The organism is Serinicoccus sp. CNJ-927, from assembly GCF_001942435.1.
Taxonomy (GTDB): Bacteria; Actinomycetota; Actinomycetes; order Actinomycetales; family Dermatophilaceae; genus Ornithinicoccus; species Ornithinicoccus marinus.
Genome location: NZ_MKKF01000008.1, coordinates 1 through 26759, shown reverse-complemented (window position 1 = coordinate 26759; position 26759 = coordinate 1). Strand labels below are relative to the sequence as shown.

Below are 26759 nucleotides of genomic sequence, written 5' to 3'. Positions count from 1 at the left end.
CCGGTGCTGGTGATCAGCTGGCACCGTTCAGCCGACGGGTGGCAGGCGTGGGTCGTGCTCGTCGTCGACGACCAGGCCGTCACCCGGTTCCTTCCCGCCTCCCAGCTGCGTCCCGCCCACACTCCCTGACACCCGGGTAGCCGGCCAGGACCAGCCGCTCCGGCGTTGTACGGTCACCACGTGCCCTACCCCGGCCGCACCTCGAGCCACGACGCCGACCTAGAGCTGGCGAGGTCTGCGGCGCCCGGCCGATACCTGCCCGACCACGTCAAGGCCTACGTCGTCCGCGAGTACGAAGCCGGCCGGTCCCTCCGCGAGCTGGCCGAGCTCACCGGCCGTTCCCACGGCGCCGTCCGCAACATCCTGCAGCGCGCTGGCGTGCCACGCCGCGGCCGCGGAGCACCCCCCATTACCCCAGCCTGAGCACGAGCACAGCACGATCAGGAAGAGACCTTGGCCGAAAGCTCATCACAGCTGCTGATCCGGGGATCCCGGTTACCGGGCTCTACCCCGAACTTGGGTGCATCAGCCGGGCTGAGATGTGCGCACATCGGGGCAGTTCGGGGGATGGTGACGAAGCAGGGGCCACCTCGTGGCGCGGCGGCTGGAGGCGGTCAGGCCCGTGCTTCCATTAAGACCAGCGAGTTCCTGCGCGCCTTCACCGACCTGGTAATCGCTCACGAAGTCACCCCGGGCGCGATTCGGCCACCTCGTCGATCTTCCACTCGGTCTGCCCGGCACCGCGTCTGAACACGACTCTGCCCGCTCTTGTCACCACCCGCACGGCGACGGAGCCGGCCGCCTCACCGGAGGCATCCAGGTCGAGGTTTGTGGTCACCATGAGAACGTCCATGGCCGACGTGGTCGTTGCACCGTACGCGTAGACGGACCCATTCAGTTGCGCCGTCTCCATGGGCACCGAAGCGACCTCAATCTCGACTTCAGCGCTCACTCGCACCTCGGCAACGCGCCGCAGCACCGGAGGGTCGACGTCGGCCGCCAAGAGGTACATATCTGGCCCCTCGGAACTCAGGGGAAAGTCCGCACAGATCAGCGTCTTGTCTTCCTCTGCAGTGAAGACGTTTAATGGATTCACGCCTCGCAGGGACAAGATCGCGTCCACGAAGCCTTGGACAAAGCGGCCCGCGGAGAACACCGGCTCGTCTCGTCCAGCGACGTAGATCGGGTGGTCTCTTGGCAGTTCGAGTTCCTCGGCCGGCCAGCCGGGCGCGGCGTCCAGCCTGACGACCAGCAACTCAGGTGTTGTCACAATTGTCCTGAGCCATACCGAGCGCACGGCTCGTTTCAGCTGCGCGATGTAGTCGACGTCAAGCGGCCTCGGGGTCAAGAGGGCGACATGATGCTTCTCGGCGACCTGGCGGGCCTCTCTGGTGAAGCCTGAGGACGAGACCAGGACCAGTTTGTTCGTCGGGAGGCGCGCGTGCTTGCCAATCTCCTGCTCGACCCAAGTGACGTCCTGGGGGCGAGCGTGATCGCGGCACTCAAGGGCCACCACCACCGGGTGACCCGCCAGGGTGCTCTCGACGACCACGTCGACCTCTCGCATGGTGCCGGTCAGGGCGTCTGTGAGCATCACTGACTCCGACACTGAGGCGTCCCCCGAGAGAACAGTCTGCAGCAGCGCCACGGTCTCCTGGAACAGGTTAGTGCGGGCCGGCATACCTGGAGGGTAGTCGCCACCTGTGAGCGCGAGTGGGCCGCGCGGCACGCACCAAGACAGATAATCTCGCGCCCTAATCAGCGACCCGGGCCGCCCCGGGTACAAGCGGCTGCCTAACACCCTCCCGGGTGCATTGGCGGTCGGTGGGTGCGCCCCCCGATGGTCGTCACCCTCTCTGTGAGGGTATCGGCCTGGGGGTGGCGAAGTAGCGGCTTGTGCGTCTGGGCGCGTCGCTCGTGGTGTGGCGTTTCCCCAGGTCAGGTCGGGTGTGGGTGGGTGTCCACAGATTCTCTGGGACGGTCCTCTGGGGGTGTGTCGGTTGGCAGTGTGGGGGGTGCAGGACCACCAGTCACCCGAGGGGAAGGAACCCGACATGAGCACCACCACCAGCACCGACACCACCACCACCGAGGCCGCCGAGGTCGAGGTCGAGGACCAGGGGTGGGAGGCCGGGAGGGTCTACGAGGTCGACCCATCGACCTTGGTGATCGGCACGAACGTGCGCACCGACACCCGCGAGTCCAAGGAGTTCTCCGCATCGGTGAAGGCCCGTGGGGTGATCGAGCCGATCACCGCGTGGGCCGACCAGGACGGGTCCCTGGTCGTGGACCGGGGCCAGCGCCGCGCCGTGACCGCCGCCAGGGTCGGGACCCCGTCCGGGACCGTCCCGGTCCGGGTGATCGACCGCCCCGGCGACGCGGACCGGATCACCGACCAGCTGACCGAGAACATCCACCGGGCGGCGATGCACGCGACCGAGGAGCACGAGGCGATCGAGCAGCTCGCGCTGCTCGGGGTGTCCGCTGCGCAGATCGCGAAGCGGACCGCGATCAAGCGGGGCACCGTGGACACCGTCCTGACCGTCGCCGGGTCGGCCACCGCGAAGAAGCGGATAACCGGGGAGGGTCTGACCTTGGAGCAGGCCGCCGCCGTCGCCGAGTTCGAGCACGAGCCGTGGGCGATGGACACCCTCGAGCAGCACCTGAGGTTCGGCGGGTACGGCATCGCCCACGTGGTGCAGCGGCTGCGGGACACCCGCGCCGAACGTGCCCAGGTGCAGGCCGAGGCGGAGCGGCTGCGCCGCGGCGAGGGCCTGCCCGCGCTGGACCGGGCCGACTACCCCGAGGGGTGGCGCAACCTGGCCCTGGCCGACCTGGTCGGCGCCGAGGACGGCGAGCCCGTCCCCGAGCAGGACTGGCCCGGCGTGCCCGGTGCCGCCGTCGTCGTCAGCCTCGACTGGGACTACCCCGACACCGACGACCACGAGGACGACCCCGAGAGCACCGACCCCGACGCCGAGGTCCAGGCCGGGGACGGCCCCGAGCCGGTGCAGGTGCTGGTGCCGATGTGGATCTGCACCGACCTGCAGGCGGCCGGGCTGATGACGTCCTGGGACTACCGCCTGTCCCAGCGCCAGGACGCCGGCACCGGGGCGGTTGGCCCGGTGGACGAGGACGCGCAGGCCGAGGCGAAGCGGGCGCAGCGGCGCCTGGTGCGGGAGAACAACACCGCGTGGCGGTCTGCGGAGACGGTGCGCCGCCAGTGGCTGGCCCAGTTCGTGATCCGCAAGACTCCGCCCAAGGGGGCCGAGGACCTGATCTGCCAGGCCGTGCTGACCGGCCCGCACTGGCTGCGGCAGGCGTTCGAGTCCTCCCACCCCCGGCTGCGCACCCTGCTGCGCCCCACCGAAGACGGCACCCCCCTGGTGGGCTACTTCGGTGGGCACGCCCAGGCCGCCGAGCTAGCCGACGAACCCGCCACCCCGAGGCCGCGACGATGCGGACCCTGGCCGCGATCCTCACCGCCTGGGAGGACAAGACCGACGTCCACACCTGGCGCAACCCCGACGACTGGGACCACCGCGTCATGGCCGCCTTGACCCAGTGGGGCTACGAAGCCTCCGGCGTCGAGCGCCTCCTCACCGGCGAGGCGGACCACGGCCAGGACGGGGACGAGGCCGACGCCGGGGACGGCGCGGCCTGAGCCGTCCACACCCCGGGGTGACCGGGCGGGGTCGTCCACAGATCAGGGCGACCCCGCCCGCCACGGTCCCGGGATGGGAAGACTCAGAAGTGAGCGGGAGAGCCACCAGGGCCACCGCCACCACCACGGGGAGGGAACCCACCATGTCGCACCAGATCGAGACCCACGCAGACCAGGCCGCCGCGATCTTCGCCCGGAAGGACGCCTGGCACCGCCTCGGCACCACCGTGCGGGGGATGGCGTTCACCGCCCAGGACGCGATGACCCTGGGCCACCTGGGTGGGTGGCGGGTCCGGAAGGCCCCGGTCACCACGACCGAGGTCACCGACGACGGCGTGCACGTCATCGAGGTCCCCGGCAAGCAGGCCACCATCCGGACCAACCCGTTCACCGGCACCCCCGAAGCGCTCGGGGTCGTCGGCGAGGGCTATGTGCCGATCCAGAACGAGGAGCACGCCGAGTTCCTGAACCTGCTGGCCGACGAGGGCGGCGCGGTCTTCGACACCGCCGGGTCACTGCGCGGGGGCAGGCAGGTGTTCGTGACCATGCGGCTACCGCGCACGATGAAGGTCGGCGGCGTCGACGACGTCGACGTCAACATCGCCGCCCTGAACTCCCACGACGGGTCGGCCGCGTTCCGGGTGGCGGTCACCCCGATCCGGGTCGTCTGCGCCAACACGCAACGGGCCGCGCTGCGCAACAACCACGGGATCATCTCGATCCGGCACACCACCAACGCCAAGGCGATGGTCGCCCAGGCCCGGGAGGCGCTCGGGCTGACGTTCGAGTACGTCGAGGACTTCGAGGCCCAGGCCGAGCAACTCATCAACACGACCATGACCGAAGCCGGGTTCCTCGACCTGGCCCGGGCCGTGTTCGGCACCGCCCCCGCCGGCGCGTCCACGCGGGCCGCCAACACCGCGAAGAAGCGGGAGCAGACCCTGCTCGGGCTGTGGGCCGACGCCGCGACCCAGGCCGACGTGCGCGGCACCGCCTGGGCCGGCTACCAGGCCGTGGTCGAGTACGTCGACCACCACGCCCCGGTCCGGTCCACCGACCGCCCCGCCGAGGCCCGCGCCGAGCGGCTGCTGACCACCAGCGGCCCGAACCAGGCCAAGGACGCCGCCTGGGCGTTCGCCACCGCCACCCTCTAGGACCCACCAGACCGCAGGCCCCGGCCCGGGACCCCTTCCCTCAACCCCGGGCCGGGGCCTGCACCCACCACCACACGCGCAGGAAGGGACGACGCCATGAGCAGCACCACCAGCCACCGATCCGTCCCGGCAGCGGGGTACGTCTACACCGGGTGCGTGGCCGAGCTGCGCGGCCAGCCCGTGCCCGCCGCGACCATCGACCGGTGCACCTGCCCGCAGTGCCCCGAGGACCCGTTCACCTGCCCCGTCTGCGGCAGCCACGGCCACCGGGTCGAGTACGCCTGGGCCCAGTGCCCGCACACCCCGCCACCGCCCCGGCGTGCCGCGTGGACCACCCACCCGGACGGCACCCGGTGCGCCTGGTCCACGTTCGGGCCGAGTCACTGACCCCGGCGCCTCACCACAACAGCAGCTGCTCCCCGTAGAGCGCACGCAACCGGGCCAGTTCCGCCGCCAGCAACGCTGGGTCGCGCCTGGCCAGGTCCCGCAACTCCCGGGCCCGACGCCGCGCCCCCCGAGGGTCACCCAACGGCGACCCCGCCAACTCCCGTCGGGCCACCCACTCCCGCCGGTTCTCCTCATACGACGAGGCCACCACATGGTCGGGGTGCACCCGCTGGCACAGCGGGTTGTCACACCGATGCCCGCCGACCTGCACCGCTGCCGCTGCCTCCGGTCCCCATGCGAGAGCCATCGCGAGCCGGTGCGCGATGATCACGCGTCCCCGACCGACCCAGACCCGCCCGTGCCCCCGTCCCGCTATCGCCCCGGTCCACCATGAGCACCCCGAACCGGGCACGGTGATGATTCGGTTCCGGTAGCGCGCGATCACCTCGGGGTCGGTGACCGCGTGGCGCAGCAGATCGGCCGACACCCGCCCCACGGTTGCTACTCCCCTGCCGCCGGCGGCTCGGTCCTCGCAGCACCGTCTCCGGTGGCCGCGCCCTGGCCAGCAGGGCCGGCCTCCTGCGCCATCTTGCGCAGCCGCTGCGCCTGCTTGGTGCTCAGCCCTTCCACGCCGCTCCACTGCACCGCTTCGTCCACGGTGAACCCCTCCCCCATCAGCGCGTCGAGCGCCTGGCCCGCCTGCAGCTCGAAGTGCTCCACGGCCTCGTCACGCTGGGCCAGGGCCACCGACACCGCCACCCCCAGGTCGGCGCACCGCCTCTCCCGCGCCTTCTCCTGCGCCCGCCGCTTCTCCTGCGCCTGCACCGCGCGACGACGCGCCGCCGCCCGCACCTGCTGCGCCCTGCTCGCCACCATCACCCATCACGCCCTCTCGCCGTTCACTCTGACACTGCTCACACCGTCCACAAGCCCGCGCCACGCCCCTACCGTCCACCCGGCCCGCCATCAGCCGCACTGACGACTCACCGCCCCCACGCCCGGCACGTCATTCGGAACAGAGCCCCAAACCGGACACACCTCTTGCACTCCCGGCTCGTTGACGCGTCACGTTCTCGGACGCCGGGCCCCGCGGCACCGCTTTATCTAGGTATGGCGATGACCATCCACAAGCTGACCGCGGGGTCGGGGTATGACTACCTGACCCGGCAGGTCGCGCGCCAGGACGCCACCGAGGTGGGGCACGCCGGCTTGGCCAGCTACTACACCGAACGCGGTGAGACTCCCGGTGTGTGGATGGGGTCGGGCATGGCCGGGATCATCGGACTGAAGGCTGGCGACGAAGTCGCCGCCGAGCACATGCAGAACCTGTTCGGCTACGGCATCCAACCCCTGGGTGAGGACGCCATGACGGGGGTCGGTAGGGACTCCCCCGACGCCGACGAGGCGTCCATTGACCGGGTGATGCTGATGGGCCGCGCCTACCCGGTGATCGAGGGAGATTTGGGCGAGCTGCGCAAGAAGGTCGCGGCCGGCTCGACAAGATCAACCGCGACAAGGGTCTGCCCGCGGGGGCCCCAGTCGACCTTGACACCAGGGCCAGGGTCCGCACCGAGGTAGCCACCCAGATGTTCCGGGCCGAGCACGGACGCGACCCTCAGGACGAGCGGGAACTAGCGGGTCTGATCGCCAAAGCCTCCCGACCGTCGAGCACCGCGGTCGCCGGGTACGACCTCGCGTTCTCCCCCGTCAAGAGCGTGTCCGCACTGTGGGCGGTCGCCGACCAGGCCACCGCCGCGAAGATCGAGCTCGCCCACCAAGCGGCCGTCAAGGACGCCCTGGGGTTCATCGAGGACCATGCTCTATTCACCCGCACCGGCACCGGCGGCGCCCGGCAGGTCGACGTCACCGGCCTCGTCGCCACAGCGTTCACCCACCGTGACTCACGGGCCGGCGACCCCGACCTACACACCCACGTAGCGGTCGCCAACAAGGTCCAGACCCTCGACGGGAGGTGGCTGTCGATCGACGGTCGTGTCCTGTTCAAAGCGACCGTCACCGCGTCCGAGACCTACAACACCGCACTGGAGCAGCACCTCGGCAAGCTCGGCCTACGGTTCGCCGACCGACCCAGCGACGACGCCCGCAAACGGCCCGTGCGGGAGGTCATCGGGGTGCCGGCCGAGCTCAATGAGCGGTGGTCCTCGCGGCGTGCTGACATCGAGGCCCGTCGCGACGTCCTGGCCCAGGAGTTTCAGGCCCGCCACGGGAGGCCTCCGACCGCGGTCGAAGCGGTCAAGCTCGCCCAGCAGGCCACCTTGCAGACCCGCCAGGACAAGCACGCACCCCGCACCTTGGCCGAACAACGCACCCAGTGGGCGACCGAGGCACGCGACGTCCTCGGGGGTCATCGCCAGGTCGAGCAGATGGTCAGAAGGGCCTTCGAGCACGCCCCCGGTCAGGCGTGGACCTACCCCGGGCAGACCGGGCTGACCCAGCGCTCCGGCGAAATCATCGACACCATCCAGGCCACCCGCGGCACCTGGCAGGTCTGGCACGTACGCGCCGAAGCACAACGTGTCGCCCGGTCGATGAACGCGCCGGCCGAACACGCCCCCCAGCTCGTCGAGGACCTGGTCAACCGGGCCCTGAACCTGCACAGCACTGCCCTGCCGAAGCCGCGGGATATCGCCACGGCGGAGCCGGCATTGTTGCGCCGTCGAGACGGCACGTCGGTCTACGAGGTCGCTGGCGCCCAGCTGTTCACCTCGACCCGGATCCTGGACGCGGAGCGGTTCCTGGTCGACGCCGCGGGCCGCGTCGGCGGCCGGGTCGCCCCGGAGGCGGCGGTCGGGGTCGCGCTGCTGGAGTTGGAGGCCAACGGGGTGCGCCTCAACCCTGGGCAGGCGTCGCTGGTGCGACGGATGGCGACATCAGGGTCCCGCGTTCAACTGGCGATCGCGCCCGCTGGTGCGGGCAAGACGACCGCGATGTCAGCCCTCACCCGGGCCTGGCAGGCCTCCGGCGGCACGGTCGTCGGGTTGGCCCCGTCCGCAGTCGCCGCGGGCCAATTGCGTGACCAGATCGGCGCGACGACCGACACCCTCGCCGCCCTGAACTTCTACCTTGCCCACGGCCTGAGCAGCGGCGGTGCCGCGATAGCCAAGCAGATCGGGCGCGGCACGCTGGTCCTGATCGACGAGGCCGGCATGTCCGACACGCTTTCCCTGCGCACTGCAGTGGCGTACGCCCTCGACCGGGGCGCGAGCGTGCGCATGATTGGTGACGACCAGCAGCTAGCGGCGATCGGCGCCGGTGGGGTGCTGCGCGACATCGAGGCTACCCATGGCAGCGTCCGGTTGACCGAGCTGATGCGGTTCACCGACCGAGCCGAGGGTGCCGCGTCACTCGCGCTGCGCCAGGGAGACACCGCCGCGTTGGGGTTCTACCTTGACCAGCAGCGGGTGCACGTGGGTGACGCCGGCACGATGGCCGACCAGGTGTTCGCCGCCTGGAAGGCCGACACCACCGAGGGGCGTGACTCCATCATGCTCGCCCCGACCCGCGACCTGGTCAGTCATCTCAACCAACGGGCACGCGCCGACAGGTTGGCCCGCGACGGTGAGATCCCGGTCCGCACGCGGACCCTGGCCGACGGGAACGAGGCCAGCCCGGGCGACCTCATCATCACCCGTAGCAACGACCGCCGGCTGCGGACGAGCGGCACCGATTTCGTCAAGAACGGTGACCGGTGGCACATCATCCGCATCAAGCGGGGCGGTGACCTGGTCGTGCGGCACCAGGAGACGCGTAGACGCATCGTCCTCCCAGCCTCCTATGTCGAGAAGGACACCGAGCTGGGCTACGCCTCCACGGTACACACCGCTCAAGGCCTGACGGTCGATACCATGCACGGCCTCCTCGGCGGGCAGGAGTCGCGGCAGCAGTTCTACACGATGATGACCCGCGGGAGAGCCGCGAACCACGCCTACCTCGAGGTCGTCGGCGACGGCGACCCGCACACCCTCATCCAGCCCCGCAACGCGATCCCCCCGACCGCCACCGACGTCCTCGAAGGCATCCTCGCCCGGGACGACGCACCCCGGTCCGTGCACACCCTGGTCCGTGAAGAGGACTCGGCCTCGGTCGCGTTGGGCCACGCCGCCACCCGGTACGTCGACGCGCTGACCTTCGCCGCCGAGCAACGCCTCGGCAACGCCGGGGTGGAGCGGCTAGAACGCGCGGCCGAGCAGGTGCCCGAGCTGACCCAGTCCCCGGCGTGGCCCACGCTGCGGGCTCACCTGATCCTGCTGTCGGCCCACGACATCGACCCCGTCGCGGCCCTGCGGCAGGCCGCGGTCACGCGCGAGCTCGACACCGCCGCCGACCCCGCGGCCGTGCTCGGATGGCGGCTGGACGACACCGGCCTGCGTAACGCCGGCCCGGGTCCATTGCCCTGGCTGCCAGGAGTCCCGGCATCCCTGGCCGCTGACCCCCAGTGGTCGACCTATCTCACCGAACGCTCCGACCTGGTCCGCGAGCTCGTAGGTCAGGTCGCCGACCAGTCACGGGCCATCGACACCCCGGTGTGGGCGCGTCAGGGGGCGCGCCGGCCCGATCCAGACCTGCTCGCCCGGGTCCAGGTCTGGAGAGCCGCGAACCAGGTCGACGACACCGACCTGCGCCCCACCGGGCCACGCCAGATAGCGAAGGCGCACGCGCTGCACCAGCACGACCTGAACGCCTCGCTGCGGATGGGGCGCCACCCTGCCATGGCGGAGTTCGGTGAGCTCATCCACTCGTTGTCCCCCTCCACCCACGGGGACCGTTTCGCGCCACTGCTCGCCGAGAGGCTGGCCGGCCTCTCCCGGGCCGGAGTCGACGCACCCGCCGCCGTGACGGCAGCCATGACCACTGGTGGACCGTTGCCGGATGACCATGCGTGTGCGGCGCTGTGGTGGCGGATCAACCGCGACCTGTCCCCCGCAGTGGCCACCGAAGTCGACGCCCAACACTCCCTGGCCACCGGCTGGCAGACGCAGCTGGTCGACCAAGTCGGGCCCGAGCGTGCCGCGGCCATGCAGAACAGCCCGTGGTGGTCGACCCTGGTCACCACTGTGGACCAGGCCACGGCCCGAGGATGGCCGATCGCTGACCTCCTCCAACAGGTCCCAGCGGACGGGGCCGACGTCGACGAAGCGCAGGCGATGACGTGGCGGATCTCCCTGCTGACCTCCACACCCCCACCCGAGGACGACCACCACACAACGGAGGAGGACCAGCCCCCCGTTGACCTCTACGACCACCACGACGACAACGACCAAGCCCCAGAGCACGCCCCCACCCACGAGGAGGTACAAAACCACCTCACCGGCGAGGCCGCCAGCGAGCCAGTCGAGCCGACCTACGACGACGTCGACCTGCCCGAGCAGGAAGAATCACCCGCCGCGACGTTGGCGCTGCTGGCCCGGATCCGTGACCTCGGGCCCGACCCGCTCGAGTACAGCGAGGTCGAACTAGCCCAACAGTGGGACCGGGCCCAGGAACGGCAGGAGTCCCCGGTGCCGGTGGACCGGCTGGCCGCAGTCAACGCGATGGCACTCGACTACTACGAGCACCGGCTCGTCGACGGCCACGGCTGGGCCCGGGAGTACCTCGGAGACCGGTTCGGGCACGACATCGCCGGACACCCGCACATCCGTCCCGGATACGCCCCCGCCGGGTGGACCCACCTGGTGGACCACCTACGCGGCCGCGGCGTCAGTGACCTCGAGCTGGAGACCAGCGGCCTGGCCTCCCGCACCCGCACCGGGAACCTCATCGACCGGTTCCGAGACCGCGCCGTCATGCCCGTCATCGACCAGGACCAGGTCCTCGGCTTCGTCGGCCGCCGCAACCCCGCCCACGGCGACGAGGAGAAGGCCGGCCCCAAATACCTCAACACCCCCTCGACGCCCCTGTTCCGCAAGGGCGACCGCCTGTACGGCGCCAGCCAGGCCCTGCTGGACGCCAGCGCCGTCCCCGTCCTGGTCGAAGGGCTCATGGACGCCCACGCCGTCACCCTCGCCACCGGCGGAACCTGCGTCGGCGTCACCCCCTTGGGCACAGCCCTGACCGAGACCCAGGCGCGACACCTGGCCCAGCAGTCAGCCCGCCCGCTCGTGGCCACAGACGGCGATCTCGCCGGCCAGATGGCCGCCCACCGTGACTACTGGCTCCTAGCCCAGCACGGGGTCACCCCGCAGCTGGTCACCCTCCCGGACGGGTCAGACCCCGCCGGCATCCTCGAGCGGCGCGGGCCAGATGCCCTCGTCGCCGCGCTGCGGGACAACCGAAGCCCCCTCAGTGAAGCCCTCCTCCACGAGCGCCTCACCCATCTCGCCGGGCCCGAGGCGGTCCACGACGCCGCGACGGTGCTCGCCACCACCCGCACAGCCGACTGGGACCGGGGCGTGGCCGCGATCGCGGCTGCCGCCGGCACCGATGAGGACGCCGCTCGAGCCGTGCTGGTCTCCCGCATCCGCGACTGGAACGAGAACCCTCACAAGCTCGCTCAAGAAGAGGTCGGGAAACTGAGCGAGGTGCGGAAGCGCCGCGCGCAGTCGTCGTCCACTAGCCCACTCTCCTCAGTTCACGCTCCCCCACCCGCCGCTGCCCGCGATCGGGTCACCGTTTTCCCCCGAGAGAGAGCGCCTATACGTCGCCGCTAGGGTCGGGTGAGCGGCAGGCTGAGCAAGCCGATCGGTGCCTGACGTAACTCAGATCTGTGGCGGAAGGATGTACTCGACGCCGCGCTCGTCGCGGATGAACACCTTGTAGCCGCGGTGCTTCATCTCAGCGATCTCAACCCCGAAGCGGATAGATTCGCGGCAGAAGGCTCGGGGGGAGAGGCCCGACAACCGCGCACCCCGCAGGATCTTCTGGAGCGGTGCGCCGGCAAAGGAGAGGTTCAGTCGCTCACCCCGGGCTGCTGGAGCTGGCGGAGCCGCTATGGACTGATGTTCCGAGTCTGTGTCGTGCATGGGACAGGACTATAGGGCAACAGAGGCCAATATCCACCTCAATATGCAAAACCTGTCGCTAACATGTCGTCAATAGGGTTCCAAAATGCACCAAAATGAGCCCCCCACGGCGTGACAGTTTCGATTACAGTACACATATGGACAGGGAGCGCAAGCCCGCGGTAGGGGGCGAGGAGGACGCCGCCGACACGGCGGGCGGGCACCAGGCCGAGCGCGGCCCTGCGGACACGGGCAAGGGCAAGAAGGCGCGCAAGAACAAGAAGGCGGCCAAGGGCAAGAAGGCGCGCAAGGACAAGAAGGCGCGCACCCGCAACTTCGGAGAGGGTAAGGCGGACAGCGACACTGCTCCCGTTCTCTGGGGTGGTAGCCCTGTGGAAGACATCACCTCGCTCGAGGCGGATCAGGACGACGAGGAGGCCATCCTCCGGGAGGGTCCGAGCCGACTCAGCTGGTCAGGGCTGGGCGTGGTCGGCTTTGGCCTCGTGGGTTTTCTGATCATCGCCGGCGCGATGGTGATGAGGATCTCCGGGAAGATCTCGGAGGGCACGCTGGTGGCCGTGCTCGTGGCCGTCGTGCTGGTCGTCGGGACTGTGGGACTGGTCCTGTCGAAGGGGCGCCAGATGCCATCGATCAAGTTGTGGCTGAAGGACATGGGCCTTGAGGCGTTCTGGCCGAGGGAGAAGAAGTGATGCAGGTGGCAGCGGAAGCGACGAACCGGGTCTCTCGGGGACACGTGAGGGATTTCCTCAACACGATCCCAGCCCGATCGAGGGACATATTGCGCACCATGTACGAGCTGGGCGAGTCGGCGTCGTTCGAGAAGGTGGCGAAGGAGCTGGAACTGGAGAAGCGAGGCGTCGGGGCTGCGCTGAAGGCCATGGACGACGCGTACTGCAAGTTGACCTCTGGTGGTCACCTGATCCAACGTGACGGGCGGCGGTACGTTCTCACCGGCATTGGGGAACGCGTCGGCGATGAGCTTGTGCAGAATGAGGCGGCCCTCACGAAGACGTTGCAGTCGACCGCGACCAAGCATTACGAAGCGTGGCTGCCGATCACGACGGAGTGCGTTTCATCCCTGCCCGACCTCAGGAGGCATGTGGCAGGCCTTGCCCCCCACGTGAGGCTGATGCCATCACCGCGCAGCTCGTCTGATTTTCAGCAGCTCGGCAGGGATCGCGACCAATGGCACCACGCCATGTTCTCCGCGTGCGTCCGAGGGGACCAGATCCGCGAGGGTGAGGTCAGCAAGGTCACGTTGGCCGACAATCGATCCGCGAGCGTCGTGGTCGCGGGGAGTCCCGCACCGTTCAAGGTGCTGACTCACCCATCTGTGTTCCCGGGGGTGAACAAGGTGTCGCCGACAGACCTGTGGGACCTTGATGGCGGGTTGATGGTGCCCAAAGGTGGGGCAGTGCGTGACCTCCTCGACCACCTTCATGGCGGGTGGGACCGGTACTACCCCTACGTCGAAACCACGGACCTGGAGTTCGGCCTGAACATGCTCCTGACTGACCACCTGCTCGACAAGCCGGCTCTCATCGTTCACGGGGACAAGAAGTTCGAGGAGTACGTCGCAGGAGGACTCAGGCTTTACGACTTGGAGGGGGCTGAGAGGTGGCGCGCCGTGACCGGCATGTACCGGATAGATGCCATGGCTGAGTCCTTCAGCGCGGACAAGAGCGCAGTGTGGAACACGATCTGGGAGGCAGCCGCCAACCTCTGGCTGGCGGCGGAAGAGGCGGTGGCGTGATGAACAGACGGACTCTCATCGTCAAGCTCAGCGGCGCCGCGCTGGGAGGGCTGCATGTGTTTCACCCGCCCGCCTTTCGAGCCATGGCCGCCCAGGTCAAGCAATTGCGTGACAGTGGCCACCGCGTCGGGCTGGTCCTGGGTGGAGGCAACGCATACCGCGCCAGCGAGAGTTGGGAGTGCGGAGACTACGGCGACCTACCTCGAACCGAGCGCGACAACTTGGGGATGCTGGCCACGGCCATGAATGCACAGGCAATGACGTACGCGCTGCGTCAAATCGGACTCCCAGCTCGCATGATTGCCCGCCAGGGAATCGCAGCTCCCCTCGCCGAGCCGTGGGACGAGCAGGATCTGGCCACGACGAGTGACGTCATCGTTGTTGCTGGGGGCACTGGCCAGTCAGGAGTCTCCTCCGACGTCGCCGCTCCACTTCTGGCAGCGGCAATGGGCGCTCGAGAGATCGTGGTGGCCAAGCACAACATCAACGGTGTGTTCACCTCCGACCCCAACGTTGACCACCCTGGCCGTCCGGCAGCGCAGTTCTTGGCTGAGTTGACCGCCCAGGACGCTCTGGACCAAGGCCTTCAAGTGATGGACCGTGAAGCGCTGGTGCTATGTCAGCAAGCGGGATGCACCGTTCGTGTGGTCAGCGCCAACGACCATGATGCGATCACCAGGGTGGCAGGAGGCGAAGCCGTCGGGTCCACCATCTGGCCCGACGCTCTTCCGCTGTTCACTGAAATGCGCGCGGTCTGAGCCAGAGCCTCGAACGACCGCTGAGATGGCCGGGCGGTGTTGATCTACGCGGCGGGCTGGCCGCGCCCCTGGGGACTTCGAGGGATTCCTGAGCCGAAGGCCCTTCCTGGTTCGGAGGAGAACGGCGGCGATGAGTGAGGCGCTCGGCGCGTGCCAACTGACGAGGCGCTCTGGCTATTCGTCGTCGACGATCTCACCCGTGTCAGGGTCGACGCGGTAGGGACGGGTTGTGGGCTGACCTGCGAACGTACTGGTAGGTCTTGCTGGGGCGCCCGCGCCCCAGGTGTCGAGATCAGCACGGAGTCGAGTCCAGCGATGCTCGCGCTCGGTTTCGAACCGCGCATGCCGCGGTCGCCCAGGCCAGGTGGTGTGTTTGGTGTCGCAGCTGCCGTGAAGGCGGTAGGTCATGCGGTCGAGGAAGGCGGGGAGGCAGTAGCGGTGCCAGTCTTCGAGGGCGTCGCCGGTGAGGGAGCGTGCGGCGCGGTAGCGCAGGTCGGTGACGGTGGTGAGCTCGAGGACGAGGTGGGGGTGGCGGTCCCAGCAGATGGGGATGGCGGCGCCAATCTGCCAGGTGTGGTGCTCGTTGATCCAGGGCACGACGTCGTCGAGCCAGTCCCACAGCTCGCGCCGTAGCGACCGACTGAGATTGTCCGGGACCCAGGGTCGCGGCAGTCGGTTGACGTCGCCGAGGGCGGCGCGTTGCTTGGGTGTCCCGTGCTGTGCGATGTCGAGGTCGCGGTAGGCCTGTGCCAGTCCTGGCCCGGGCTGGGGGAACGGGGCGGCGAGCAGGCTCATGCCGATGTCCCGCTATCGGCGGTGAGCCCGTGGGCGCGGGCATCAGCGAGCACTCGGGCGAGTTGGTCGGCTGGGTCCGGGACGTGTTCACGGCGGTTCGCGACCTGGGTCCGCAGTTGCTGCTGCTCGGCGAGGAGGCGCCGCCCTGAGCGGCCGTTGATGGCGCGGTCGAGAGTAGCGACGATGGGGGCTCCGTTCTCGGACACGACGAGGGCGCGTCCTTCTTTGAGCTGGCGGATCTCCGGGCCGCTGATGATGGGGATGTCGTCACCGCGGTAGTTGCGGCTGCCCCATTTTCCCGCGCTCCACTCGGTCCGGGAGATCCGCACGGTGCCGATGAGGTCGCTCATCTCTTGGTTGAACCGGACGTCCTTGGACCCACCGAACAGCATGAGGTTGTTGGTCAGGCCGAGCACGGACCGCGCTTCCTGCTCACCGAAGATGGCGTCGAGCTGGGCGCGGGTCTGCGCCGCCCAGATGAACGACAGCCCCAGTGCCCGCTCGTTGGCCATCCGGGTCCGCAGGGTCGGTAACGGCGCGGTGGAGGGTAGCTCGTCGAGGCAGGCGAGTAGGGGAGGGCAGAGCCGCCCGTGCGGCGAGTTCTGTGCGGCGACCAGGCCCCTGTCGAGGACGTGCTCGGCGACGGCGGTCATCAGCGGGGACGCGGAGGCGTAGGGGTCCTCTCGTCCGAGGAGGTAGATGGTGCCGCCGCCGGCGATGACGTGGTCTAGGTCGGTGGCGGCTCGACCTGGCCCGGGGACGCAGCGCCGGCGGATCGTGGGTTGGAAGAACAGCGCCATGGCCTGGTGCACGGTGGTAGCGGTGTTGCCGGCGGTCCGGTCGTCGCCGCGGAGGGCGGCGTGCAGCAGGCCGGCCCAGTGGTCGGTGGCGGCGGGGTGCTCGCGCAGGATCTCCTCGGGTTCGTGGGAGCCGATGGGGTTGGCGACCCATTCCAGGATGTGGTCCAGGCTGCGCCCGGTGAGCGCAGCCGCGTGCAGGTAGGCCTGCATCACTTTGGCGGCTTCTCCGGCGTAGAACCGGGCCGACTGGTCCCCGAATCCCTCGGACATGGCCCCTTTGATGGTGCCTGCCGCGAAGGCCTTGGCGCGTCGTTCGGCGGTCTGCGGGTCGTGGCACCCGGCGACCGGATCCCAGATCAGCTCAGGCAGTCCAGGGACCAGTCCGAAGGGGTCCAGTACCACGCACGGGCGTCCGCCGGCGCCCCGACGGGTCATGGTGAGCAGGAGGTCCTCGGGCTTGGTGAGAGTGACCAGGGCCGCGCCTGGTGCCTGCAGCAGGGCGGGTGTGAGCAGATCGAGGGTCTTGCCGCTGCCCTGGGGGCCGATGACCCCGGCTGTCCGGTCCCACGGCACGTACAACGAGACGCCGCGGGGATCGCGGGAAGTGCCGAGTCTCCACCCCACCTGGGAGGGGTCGAAGCGCCTGCCCCTCACGATCGCCCCGCCTCCGCCGGACCGTCGACCTGCTCCGGGGCGTGCTCGGGCTGGGTCCAGGTGAGGATCCCCACCAGCCGGTCCCCGAGCGTGCGCCGCGGGTAGAGGTCGGGGCGGATCACGTGCCGGTGCCTGCGCAGGCGGGAGGACCCAAGCAGCTGCTCCGCCTCGTCCTTGGTCGCCGTCCCGAGCACCTTCCCAGGGCCGTGACGTTGCCACCACCAAGCCGTCGCCCAGATCCCGAGCATGGCCAGAGTCAGGGTCATCCCGCCGCTCCACGCCCAGAGCGCAACAGCAGTGGCGACCTCGCTGTCGGGGGCCGGGTCCAGACCTGCGGCGGCGTCACCACGCAGCAGCCCGGGAAGGCAGGTGAAGATCTCGTCCTGAGCGGTGAGGGTCAGTCCGGCGCCGACGGTCAAGTTCGCGAGGATCCGCCCCAGGTGCAAGCCCAGCACCGGGACCCCGAGCAGCACCGCGAGGCCTGCTCCGGCGGCGAGCTGCCAGTCGAAGGGGTAGGGGTTCTCGCGGCGTTCACGCTGCACGACGTACCTCGGGTTCGGTCGACTGGCTCATGCTTCCTCAAGCGACCACGCCTTCACTGGCGTTCAGGGTGCGTCGGCTGCGATGTCGGAGACGGACCCGACCCGCCAGATCTCGAAGATGTTGTTGTCCAGGCTGCGGGCGTAGGAGAAGTGGCCGACCCCGTCGCGGGGGTTAGCGGCCTCGATGGAGGTGAAGGTCTTAGGGTCCCAGACCAGACCGACGTGCCCGATGGTGTTGGGTCCGAGGTAGGAGTCGTAGAAGAACAGATCACCGGGTTGGGCGTCGGCGACCGCGACCTGGTAGCCGTTGCCGGCGGCGAGCCAGTCGCGTTGAGCCTGGGCGGTGCGGGGGGTGGTGATCCCGATGGTGGCGAGGGCGCTCTGGGTCAGGCTGGAGCAGTCCCATGCGTCGGGCCCGTTGGCGCCGAGCACGTACGCCTTGCCGCGTTGGCTTCCTGCCCACTGCAGCATCGTGCGGATTCGCTCGTCACCCAGTGGCGGCAGGTCTGGGTTGCCGGAGCCGGGCGGGCAGTCGATGGGTTCAGCCAGGACCGTCCCGCCGCCGTAGGCGTGGGCGTAGTAGAGGACGTCGTTGACGTACCAGCTGGCCCGGTTGTAGGCGAACAGCGCCTCGCGCACGCCCTGCTCACCGTCGTGGACTCCTGAGGCGGCGAGGTAGTTCGCGGCGGCATAGATGCTGTCGGCGTCGCTGTGAATGTCGACGGACCCGTCCCGGTCGCCGTCGACGCCGTATGCGGAGAACGTGGCGGGCATGAACTGCATGAGCCCTTGGGCGCCCGCGATCGAGGGGGCGGTGTTCTCGCCGTGCGCGGTCTCGGCCATGCCGATACCTGCCAGCAGCGTCCATGGGATGTTGTACTCGCGGGCGGCGCCCTCGTACAGCTCTTGGACGTCGGCCGGGACGGGCAGTGGCGGGTTGACCAGGGAGTCCTGGCGCGGGTCGCCCGGCTCGGGCAGGTCGAACCCGACCCCGCCCTCTCCGTCACCTGGTAGGTCCGGGTCGGGCTGCTCACCGGGAGGTGGCGAGGGGGCGACGGGGATACCGTTCAACGGGGCGCCGCGTTGCGCCATCCACGGTGCGGGGTCGGTCGGGGTGCCGTCGACGTAGACCTCGAAGTGCAGATGGATGCCGCGGCTGAGTCCGCTGGTGCCTTCAATCCCGACCGGTTGCCCGGAGTGGAGCTGGTCCCCTACTTCCACGTCCACCTGTGCCAGGTGGGCGTACCTGGTGGCCACGCCACCCTGGTGGGCGATCTCGACGACGTTGCCCTGCTCCTCGCCGCTGGGGCCGGCCTCGGTGACCCGGCCGGCGGCCGCGGCCACGACCACTCCCCCGGCCGGCACCGCGGCGAGGTCGATGCCGGCGTGCAGGCGGCGGGTCGGCAGGATGGGGTGGTCACGCATCCCGTAGCTGGAGGTGACGACATACTGCTGCTGGAACGGTGGCCGCCATGGACCGGTCGCGGGCAGTGCGCCCCCGGGGAGGGTCCCCTGGCAGTGGGTGGTGCGGTACTCCTCGGCCGAGGCCGGGGAGATGACGACGATGAACACGGCCGCGATCGCGAGGAGCGGCGCCAGGAGTAGCGCGACGATCGCTGCCGCCGCTGTGAGGATCTTTCCCATCGGTACGGCGTTCTCAGGCGGCGTCGGCGATGGCCTGGTTGGTCCAGGTCAGGTCACGCTCGATGGGGTGCAGGATGGTCTGGATCTTCATGTGGCGGCTGCCGATCTGCCAGACGCCCCGGCCGGGTTGCTGCATCGCCCAGGTGGTGATGGCGTCGCGGACCACGGGTCCCAGGCCGAGCAAGGTGTCGAGCTCGTCGGCGACTCCGGCCCGTTGGCCGTGCATGATCTTCACGTCGCACAGGTGCAGCAGGTCCTTGGCGATCATCTGGGACTGGGAGCCGTGGTCCCCGGCGGAGAGCAGGTCAGACGGCTTGTGCAGGACGGCGATCTGGATGTCGCCGCCCTTGCCGCCGGCCCCGCGGGACAGGCGCAGGTCGGCGTCGTAGGACTTGACCGCCTCCGGACCCAGCCGCAGCTGCTTCCAGGACTCGTCCCGGACCACGATCCGCCGGTCTGCGGCGCTGGAGAGCTCGCGTTGCGCGGAGGCCCACGAGTTCAGGCAGGTCAGCGCCACCCCGACCGCTTCGTCACCCAGCGGCTCGAGGCGGCTGAGCGACAGCGTCTGGATCGGGGCCGACCAGTCGATGTCGATGTTCGTGTGGTCATCGAACATGCCACCGAGCACCCCTGAGCACAGCTGACCGAGCGCGTCGCGCAGCACCCGGGTCTCGTCGAGGAGCTGCCGCGCCGAGGAGTACCGGGTCTGGTCGACCAGGTCGGGGCTGGGGTTGCGCAGGGCCTCCCAGACGTGCGGCAGCGTGGTCTCGCTCAGCCGGGTGACGCCGCGTTCGAAGCCGGTGAGGTGCTTGAGGACCTCCCGGACCGCTTCGGCTTCGACGGGGCCGAAGGCGACGCGGCTCTCCCCGACCCGTTGGGATCCGACCAGGCCGCGGACGAGGAGTTCCCAACGTTTGAACACCGACGCCGCCCGTGCCTGTGATTCGTCGCTGGCGAGTTGGTCCCAGCCCTGGCCCAGCGGGCCCAGCGACAGCGGGTTGACCCGTGCGGCCATACCCGGCCCGACCGCGATCGGTGCGACGCCGAGGAACCGGGCCAGGTCCTCGTACTCGTCCTTGGGGTCCCCCGGGACCAGGATCCGGTACCCGAAGTCGATCGAGCGCAGGCAGAACGCCTTCACCGTGGCCGATTTTCCGGTGCCTGGCTTGCCGAAGACCATGATGTTCGGGTTGGTCACCGGGACATCGGGGTTGAGGGTCCACCCGTGTGGGTCGCAGTAGTGCGCCGCGCCGGATAGGACGTCCATGCCGATGAATGCCCCTGTGGCCGGAAGGCCGGGGCCGGTGATGAGCGGCCACAGCGCGGCTGCCTGCTCCGAGGTCATCCGCCACGCGGACACCGGTGCGGTGGCGGCGGCCCAGCCGCGGCTGCGGCGTCGCGGCCCGGCGATGGCCGCACTGGACCAGGCGAGCCGGTCCTTGGGCCGGACTGGTGATTCGGGGACTGTGGGCAGGTCGTGCCCGAAGTCGGCGAGCAGGCCTGCGACGCCGCGGCCGGAGCGGCGGCTCGGCCGCCCGAGGCGCTGCCTCATGACTGGCCCGGCCGGGTCAGGTCCACCCCGAGGGGGACACAGCTGGAGGCGAAGGCAACGTCGTGCGCCATGTCCAGCGGTAGCGGAGCGAAGCCGGCCTTGCGGACCGAGGACTCCAGGCGGCGCCGACACTCACTGATGCGGGCCGTCTTGGGTGCGGTGACCGTGGCCACCGCGTACGGGTAGGTAAGTGAGTTACCGGCAGCGAGCTTGGCGTCGACCCGTCGCGCCTTGTCGGCCTTGCCGCGGATGGAGGCCCCGGTACGCATGCCCACCTTGGCCCGCATGTCCTCGGCCAGGTTGGCGCTTTCTGCGGTTTTCTCCGACTGCCGGACCGCCCGGCCCCTGGGGACGACGGGGAAAACCACAACCAGGCTGCGTCGCTCCCCCGGCAGTCCGGGAGTGAGCACGGCTCGCAGGGCGCCCATGGCGGCGCCCTTGTCGGGTAGCCGGAGGGTGACCGACGCGGAGTTCCAGGCGTCGTGGCTGTAGTGGCGGGGGGCGGGGTCGGCCCCGGACGGGCCTGCCATCGCCCACGGCACGTCGGCGTTGACGCCAGCGTCCTTGTCGTGAGCGAGCACGGCTTCAACGATGCTGGCCCGATCGCCGGGCGCGAACCCGGTGCGGGTGACCGCGGCCAGCTGCGGGCTGGTGAGCCAGGTCGCCCTGGTGGCGCCCAGGCCGCCGGTGAGCTGCGCCTCCATCTCGGCCGCGGCGCTCTGGATGACCCGGGCTCGGCCGTCGATACCGCCACCGAACTCCCGGCCGGCCCGGCCCAGGCGGGCCTCGGGGACCACGAAGGAGAAGAAGGCCTCGCTGCGAGTGTTGATACGGGTGCTCATCTCGTCCAAGGCGGCGTTGATGCCACTGACGACCGGTGACGCGTGGCCGGTCCGGTGCCGTCGTACCCACTCGGCCCGTTCGGTGCCGTCCTCGGGGATGGATCGGACCATGAGGATGACAGTGTCGATCAGCTCGGTCGCCTCGGCGGCGTCGAGCAACGTGCCCAGCCCGCGGCCGAGCAGGTCCCGTTCACCGGCCTCGGCCATGTCGATACCCGGGTGTTCCAGAGACGCGGTCTGGGTCCACGTGCGCAGGCTGCGGTGCTGGATGAGGGCAGGCCGCGCGAACTCCGGGCCCTGCGGGGGACCCTCGTGGATGGCCAACCCGGCGAGCACTCCGGGCAGGTCCACCTCTGAGAGATCTCTAGCCTGACCGGTCGCCGCTCGTGCCCGGAACCGGGTCCACCCAGCCAGAGAGCCGGCGGCGACCCTGACCGTACTCCACGCCCAACCGGTCGCGGACCTGCCTCGGACGGGGACGACGACGAGGAAGACCAGCACCAGCCACCCGAGGGTGAGCACCGCCGCGCTGGCCCATCTGCCGGCCGACGCGGTCGCCGCGACCGGCAGGAAGGTGAGCGCGATGGTCCCGAGCTGCCACCCGGAGATCCCGAGGAACCAGCCCACCCGACGCGGCGTGTAGTCGGAGTAGATCGTCATGTGGCGGTCCTTTCAGGGGTCAGGGGATGACGGGGGGCACGCTGGCGGCCGCCGCTCCGGCTGCCGCCCCTCCCCCAGCCGCCCCTCCCCCAGCCGCACCGGTGCTGCTGGCGCCAGCGGCGCCGCGCCGGCACTGCCGGCCGATGGTGCCCCTGCGGGGGCAGGCACGCGGGGAGCGGGTGTGGGAGGCGTCTGGTCGCCCTCAACTCTCGAGGGCGAGGGTGTGGGGCCGTCGGGGTTGGTGCCGTTGACGTCGGGCTGCTTGTGCGCCTGCTGGTTGCGATTCCCGCTGGTGTTGGGGTTGTCGCGGTAGTCCGGGACGTAGGTGTTGTGACCGATACCGGCCTGGTTGGCGATGTCGGCGCCGACGACCGCACCCTGGGAGCCGATGGTGCGCATCGCACCGAGGATCCCTGCTGCAGCCCCACCGATCGCGGGGATCGCCCCGAGGGCCTGGCCGGTGGCCTGGGAGCCTTGCTGGGCCAGCCTGTTGCTGGTGTCAGCCTCCCCCGATCGTTCCGCGCTCGAGCGGCCTTGACCGTCAACCTCGGACGCGGACCCTGACCCGGTGCCCTTCCCGCCCTGCAGGAGGCCTTGCAGACCGCCGGAGGCGTTCATCCCGGCCCGCAGCGCGGCACCGGAGTTCGTCCCGGGGTCGACGAACGCGAGCAACTTGAACAGCCCGAGCGGCGCGAAGCAGGAGATGCACAGGAGCACGATGCCGATGACGGCACCGGCGACGTCCTGGGTGATCTTCTCTGAACCCTCGATCACCACGCCCTGGGTGAACTGGGTGCCCAGGCCGAGGACGAGCACGAGGATGACGGGGGTGAATGCGGCGGCGTGGAACCAGCGGAAGCTCATCCAGAACCAGCGTCGGGTCGCCTCGAACGGCAGCCCGGCCGCGGACACGATCCCGGTCACGGCGATCACCAGGGCGGTGGTAGAGGAGACCAGCAGGATGACGACGTGCGCGAACGCGGAGATGACCAGGAAGATCCCCATCACCCCGATGACGGTGGCGACCACGGCGTCGGTAACGTCGCTGGCCTCGAACGCCCCGAACGGTTGGAAGCCCGCCCAGGAGTCCACCTGCAGCAGGGTCTGCAGAAAGATGCGGGCCAGGCCACCGGCACCGGCAAAGACGACCACGCACCAGGTGACCCACATGATCCCGGCGAACTGGAACTGGACCGCGCCCCACACGGCACGGCCCAGAGTGGCGCCATCGCGGCGGATCAGCGCGAGACCCAGTTGGCAGAGCAGCAGCAGCATGAACAGGCAGATCGCGATCCCGAACATGTACTGGTAGATCACCCTGGCGGGACCGTCCGTGGACAGATCCGGGGTGGTGATGATCTCCACGAACTGCAGCACGACCCTGGTCAGCCACAGGCCGGCGCCCCACAGGGACAGCATGATCATCGTCCAGCCCTCGGCCATCAGCTTGGCCGCGCCCGCCCCGAGGATCTCGAATGGGTCCGGGATCACGCCCCACATGTCGACTCCTCTGCTGTACTCACGGTGCTGCCGGGTGCCAGGTCAACCAGCCGGCGTCAGCGGCGAGATCGGTGCCGGGCCAGGTCGAGGGAGCCGGTGCTGGTGGGTCCCCGGCGGCGATGACCCACCGGCCCTGCTCCCACGTCATCCGTTCGCAGTGGCCGTAGGCGACATCGACGGTGCGGTCGATGGAAGCGGTGATGTCCAGCAGGACGCAGGCCACCACCCAGTCCGGCCCGTCGACGCCCTTGACCTGGGCGGCGGCGGGTGTGACCTCGATCCGTGCCTGGGTCCCAGCCTCCTGGCCGGGCAGGCCGGCGCTGGAGAGGAACTCGGACACGTTCTTGGTCATGCCCCACTCGCGGGCCGGTCCGGCGCCGGTTTCGGTCCATGCGTCATGGACCTCGTGGGCGCGGGGGATCGACATCGTCTGGACGACCTCGCTCAGGATTGCGCCGAGCTGCCCGGTAGCGCCTTCGGGGGTGTGCGGGTAGCCGGTGGCGACCCTGGCCGGGCCGGTAGTGGTCGGGTTGGGTATCTCGATCGTCTCGGTGAGCGCGGTCGAGGGTGTGCCCCCGGTCGCCTCTGCGCCCCCGACCTTGAGCATGGGCGCCGCGGCGATCTGGTCCCTGGTCGACCCACCCGGCTCGGTGTCAGCCGTCGAGGGGCCCGTGTCGCGCTCGGTGTGGGAGCCGCCGGCCGGTGACAGGGCCATCACGACCGCGGCGACCGCTCCACCGGTGAGGGTCAGCGCGAAGGTCACCGCGGCGAGCAGGATGGCCACGATCTTGGGGCGGCTCCACGGCTGGGTGTCTCCCACGAGATCAGAAGCACCCGGCGCCGTACATGGCGCGCATGATGCCGGGCAGGATCAGGTAGAGCAGCAGGGTGCCGAAGGTGACCAGGATCCCCGCGCCCCCTGCCATGGAGAGCATCCGGATGTGGAAGAACTTGCCGGCGACGATCAGCCCGATGCTGATGAGCAGCGCGCCGGCGAAGACGGCGCCGACCATCCAGACGGCGTAGCCCATGATTTCGTTGTAGAACTCCTGGGCGCCCGGGGGGACGCGGGGGCAGACCCTGTTCATCGGTTCATCTCCTTGGTGGTGGGTGTGGTCGTGTGGTGTGCATCTGGGTGGGCCAGATCCAGGACTTCGGCGGCAGCGGCCACGACTGTCCTCGAGAGTGGGCCGGTGTTGAGGCCGGTGACAGCGAGCTGCGGCTCGGTCGGGAACTGCAGGAGCCGTCCGGCGTCGTGCAGGGCCCGTGTCCGGGGACCGGTCTGCTGGTGGACGGTCGTGGGCCAGCGACGCTGCCGGTGGCCTACCCGGAAGATCGCCACGGGGGTGGCCTCCTCGGGCAGCACGTGCAGCACCGCCTCCAGGTGGCGCACACCGGGGACCGTGGCTGTGGCGACCAGGACCGGCGCCGGCGCAGTGAACAGTGCGGTAGAAAGCCACCCGGCGGCTCGGGCCAGGACGCGCGGGTCCCAGCTGAGGTCGAGCACGGTTAGGTTGGTGGAGTCCGGGGCAGGGTCGGGGACACTCACCTCTCCAGGGGTCAGCGGTAGCCCGCTGGCCCGTTCCAGGCGCACGGGACCCCGTGCGCCGGCGACCCACCCGGAGGCGCTCTGACCCAGTTCCGCCGTGGCGGCGGCACAGAACGCGGACGCGGCGCCGCGGCACTCCACGACCCGGGAGCTCCCTGGTGCGCGGTGGCGATCGCGGCCGCCAGGATCGAGGCCCCCGCACCGCCGTGGCAACCGGCTACCAGGACCACCGGCTCGGTCGGTTCCCACGTGGAACCGACCCGGGCTGGGGCAGGCGCCGCGGCGCGGAAGTCTCCGCGCGCCGCGGCACGGTACGCCTGCTGCAGCTCGTCCAGGCTCGGTCTGGTGTGGGCGCTCACTGTCACGTCCCCTCAAGTGGTGTCGTGTCCGCTGGCGTTCAGGCGGTCGCCTCGAACCCCGCCCTCCGGGCGTGCTCGCGCAGCAGACTCAGCGACCGGGCAGCGTGCCGCCGGACCGAGGACCGGTGCATCCCCTGCCCGCGGCCGACGTCGAGGAGGACCTGCTCGGCCAGCAGCCCCGCGTTCCCGCGCCCCGCGCGTCGTACGTCCCGCTCGTCAGCGGTCTGGGCCAGCTGCAGCAGCAGGTCGCGTTGGTCCCCGGTGATGACGTCGCTACCGATCGCCTCCTGCAGCACCTCCCGCAGCAGGACCTCGGCCGTCGCGTCGACCCGTGGTGATGGGATGGTCTCGGCGCAGGTCTGCTCAGCCTGGTCGTCCCACAGGGACGTCACCGACCAGGCCGGATCCTCTCGGATCCCGAGGTCTCGCAGCACCCCGCCTCGGGCACGCATCAGCGTGTTCGCGGCGACCTTCGGGCCACCGTTCCAGGACCGGCACTCGATCCACAGCTGAGCGGCGACCACCTCATCGATCCGTCGGCTCAGGTGGCTCAGGGTGGCGGCGAGCCGGGCGGCCCCCGGGATCAGAAGCCAGGCCAGCAGTCCAGCGGCGGCGATGTCGTCCCCTCCGGTGGGTGAGGCCAGCGACGCGAGCCCTTGCAGGACGTCATCCTTCTGCCCCGGACTCCACCCGGTGAAGATCTCCGGCAGCTCCAGCGGGTCAGGACACACGTCCAGCCGCGGGTCGCACTCCCCCCAGGACGACCACCGGTCCCGGGCCCGAGTGAGCAGCGAGCTGGTGTGCGGGTCATGCAGACCCAATTGCGCGGCGACCCTCATCGCCATCCCCTTTCGTCGAGCGGACACGGCTCGACGACACCGCCCAGGCATCCCCCGCGACGTCCCCCACGCACCCAGAGAGGGCGGCTGAGGTGGCAGGAGCGTGCCGGTCGCGGGCCTGCGACCTGCAGTGACGCTGCGCCCCCAAGCGCCCCCGAACTGGTGAACGTCACGGCAACCCACCGGGACAACATCCATGCGGTGGCCAGGCGGCGGGCCTGGTGCAAGGGCTCGCGCCACCATGTATGTTGATTTAGTCAACTGACACTGGATAAGTGAGGATGAACTCATGGAGGGGACGGTCTACACCCCCGGCGCTGGGCACAG

24 protein-coding genes are annotated in these 26759 nt (G+C 70.0%); 9 read left to right on the top strand and 15 right to left on the bottom strand.

All coding sequences use genetic code 11. The annotated features are described in order from the left end of the window. The first annotated feature begins 180 nt into the window (after positions 1-180). Positions 181-423, top strand: a complete 243-nt coding sequence (locus BJF86_RS03185; protein WP_075816941.1) for a helix-turn-helix domain-containing protein — start codon at positions 181-183, stop codon at positions 421-423. 262 nt (positions 424-685) lie between these two features. Here BJF86_RS03185 and BJF86_RS03180 read toward each other — a convergent pair whose 3' ends face one another. Continuing rightward, positions 686-1681 (bottom strand): restriction endonuclease, encoded by a 996-nt coding sequence (locus BJF86_RS03180; RefSeq protein WP_075816940.1) that lies wholly within the window; start codon positions 1679-1681, stop codon positions 686-688. Positions 1682-2054: 373 nt separating this feature from the next. On the opposite strand from BJF86_RS03180, the gene BJF86_RS03175 reads away from it, so the two are divergent. The 3 genes from BJF86_RS03175 to BJF86_RS03165 all read left to right on the top strand — a co-directional run bounded on the left by BJF86_RS03175 (position 2055) and on the right by BJF86_RS03165 (position 5205). Next, the gene (locus BJF86_RS03175; protein WP_075816939.1) at positions 2055-3560 is read left to right on the top strand and encodes a ParB/RepB/Spo0J family partition protein; all 1506 of its coding nucleotides are present in this window, start codon (positions 2055-2057) and stop codon (positions 3558-3560) included. A gap of 247 nt (positions 3561-3807) precedes the next feature. Then, on the top strand, positions 3808-4818 hold the full coding sequence (locus BJF86_RS03170) for a DUF932 domain-containing protein (protein ID WP_075816938.1): 1011 nt from the start codon (positions 3808-3810) through the stop codon (positions 4816-4818). Positions 4819-4914: 96 nt separating this feature from the next. After that, the gene (locus BJF86_RS03165; protein WP_075816937.1) at positions 4915-5205 is read left to right on the top strand and encodes a hypothetical protein; all 291 of its coding nucleotides are present in this window, start codon (positions 4915-4917) and stop codon (positions 5203-5205) included. 10 nt (positions 5206-5215) lie between these two features. On the opposite strand, the gene BJF86_RS03160 is transcribed toward BJF86_RS03165, so the two are convergent. Both BJF86_RS03160 and BJF86_RS17825 read right to left on the bottom strand, forming a co-directional pair. After that, positions 5216-5692 carry a hypothetical protein gene (locus BJF86_RS03160; protein WP_202817308.1) on the bottom strand — a complete coding sequence of 159 codons (477 nt, stop codon included), beginning with the start codon at positions 5690-5692 and terminating at the stop codon, positions 5216-5218. A 14-nt stretch (positions 5693-5706) separates the two neighbouring features. Continuing rightward, complete coding sequence (locus tag BJF86_RS17825) at positions 5707-6084, bottom strand: hypothetical protein (protein ID WP_237768057.1); 378 nt, start codon at positions 6082-6084, stop codon at positions 5707-5709. 237 nt (positions 6085-6321) lie between these two features. Between BJF86_RS17825 and BJF86_RS03150 the strand changes: the two genes are divergently transcribed. Together BJF86_RS03150 and mobF are read left to right on the top strand one after the other, a co-directional pair. Further along, entirely contained in the window at positions 6322-6783 is a 462-nt protein-coding gene (locus tag BJF86_RS03150) for a relaxase domain-containing protein (protein ID WP_237768056.1), read from the top strand. An 8-nt stretch (positions 6784-6791) separates the two neighbouring features. After that, a complete protein-coding gene (mobF, locus tag BJF86_RS03145; protein WP_075816933.1) occupies positions 6792-11873 on the top strand; it encodes a MobF family relaxase in 5082 nt (1693 codons plus the stop codon). A gap of 48 nt (positions 11874-11921) precedes the next feature. Here the strand turns inward: mobF and BJF86_RS03140 are convergent, their stop codons facing one another. After that, positions 11922-12185 carry a hypothetical protein gene (locus BJF86_RS03140; protein WP_075816932.1) on the bottom strand — a complete coding sequence of 88 codons (264 nt, stop codon included), beginning with the start codon at positions 12183-12185 and terminating at the stop codon, positions 11922-11924. A gap of 137 nt (positions 12186-12322) precedes the next feature. Between BJF86_RS03140 and BJF86_RS03135 the strand changes: the two genes are divergently transcribed. The 3 genes from BJF86_RS03135 to BJF86_RS03125 all read left to right on the top strand — a co-directional run bounded on the left by BJF86_RS03135 (position 12323) and on the right by BJF86_RS03125 (position 14696). Further along, the gene (locus BJF86_RS03135) at positions 12323-12874 is read left to right on the top strand and encodes a hypothetical protein (RefSeq protein ID WP_075816931.1); all 552 of its coding nucleotides are present in this window, start codon (positions 12323-12325) and stop codon (positions 12872-12874) included. A gap of 98 nt (positions 12875-12972) precedes the next feature. After that, positions 12973-13938, top strand: coding sequence for a hypothetical protein (locus tag BJF86_RS03130; protein WP_143553658.1), 966 nt, complete (start codon positions 12973-12975; stop codon positions 13936-13938). Further along, positions 13938-14696, top strand: a complete 759-nt coding sequence (locus BJF86_RS03125) for a hypothetical protein (RefSeq protein WP_075816929.1) — start codon at positions 13938-13940, stop codon at positions 14694-14696. The genes BJF86_RS03130 and BJF86_RS03125 overlap by 1 nt, the downstream gene beginning before the upstream one ends. A 174-nt stretch (positions 14697-14870) precedes the next feature. On the opposite strand, the gene BJF86_RS03120 is transcribed toward BJF86_RS03125, so the two are convergent. The 11 genes from BJF86_RS03120 to BJF86_RS03070 all read right to left on the bottom strand — a co-directional run bounded on the left by BJF86_RS03120 (position 14871) and on the right by BJF86_RS03070 (position 26432). Then, positions 14871-15491: a hypothetical protein gene (locus BJF86_RS03120; RefSeq protein ID WP_075816928.1), complete on the bottom strand. Its 621-nt coding sequence runs from the start codon at positions 15489-15491 to the stop codon at positions 14871-14873. After that, positions 15488-16945: a type IV secretory system conjugative DNA transfer family protein gene (locus BJF86_RS03115; RefSeq protein WP_075816927.1), complete on the bottom strand. Its 1458-nt coding sequence runs from the start codon at positions 16943-16945 to the stop codon at positions 15488-15490. Before BJF86_RS03115 ends, BJF86_RS03120 begins: the two co-directional genes overlap by 4 nt. Then, positions 16942-17487 carry a hypothetical protein gene (locus tag BJF86_RS17260; RefSeq protein WP_075816926.1) on the bottom strand — a complete coding sequence of 182 codons (546 nt, stop codon included), beginning with the start codon at positions 17485-17487 and terminating at the stop codon, positions 16942-16944. The genes BJF86_RS03115 and BJF86_RS17260 overlap by 4 nt, the downstream gene beginning before the upstream one ends. A gap of 63 nt (positions 17488-17550) precedes the next feature. After that, a complete protein-coding gene (locus tag BJF86_RS03105; RefSeq protein WP_075816925.1) occupies positions 17551-19131 on the bottom strand; it encodes a peptidoglycan DD-metalloendopeptidase family protein in 1581 nt (526 codons plus the stop codon). A gap of 13 nt (positions 19132-19144) precedes the next feature. Further along, positions 19145-20683: an ATP-binding protein gene (locus BJF86_RS03100; protein ID WP_075816924.1), complete on the bottom strand. Its 1539-nt coding sequence runs from the start codon at positions 20681-20683 to the stop codon at positions 19145-19147. After that, entirely contained in the window at positions 20680-22185 is a 1506-nt protein-coding gene (locus BJF86_RS03095) for an SCO6880 family protein (RefSeq protein ID WP_075816923.1), read from the bottom strand. Before BJF86_RS03095 ends, BJF86_RS03100 begins: the two co-directional genes overlap by 4 nt. Before the next feature lie 12 nt (positions 22186-22197). Then, positions 22198-23685, bottom strand: coding sequence for a type IV secretion system protein (locus tag BJF86_RS03090; protein WP_075816922.1), 1488 nt, complete (start codon positions 23683-23685; stop codon positions 22198-22200). Positions 23686-23704: 19 nt separating this feature from the next. Beyond that, positions 23705-24505: a hypothetical protein gene (locus BJF86_RS03085; protein ID WP_075816921.1), complete on the bottom strand. Its 801-nt coding sequence runs from the start codon at positions 24503-24505 to the stop codon at positions 23705-23707. A 4-nt stretch (positions 24506-24509) separates the two neighbouring features. Further along, the gene (locus BJF86_RS03080) at positions 24510-24773 is read right to left on the bottom strand and encodes a hypothetical protein (RefSeq protein ID WP_075816920.1); all 264 of its coding nucleotides are present in this window, start codon (positions 24771-24773) and stop codon (positions 24510-24512) included. Next, complete coding sequence (locus BJF86_RS03075; RefSeq protein WP_075816919.1) at positions 24770-25234, bottom strand: hypothetical protein; 465 nt, start codon at positions 25232-25234, stop codon at positions 24770-24772. The genes BJF86_RS03080 and BJF86_RS03075 overlap by 4 nt, the downstream gene beginning before the upstream one ends. A 397-nt stretch (positions 25235-25631) precedes the next feature. Beyond that, complete coding sequence (locus BJF86_RS03070) at positions 25632-26432, bottom strand: hypothetical protein (RefSeq protein ID WP_143553657.1); 801 nt, start codon at positions 26430-26432, stop codon at positions 25632-25634. Between the last annotated feature and the right edge of the window lie 327 nt (positions 26433-26759).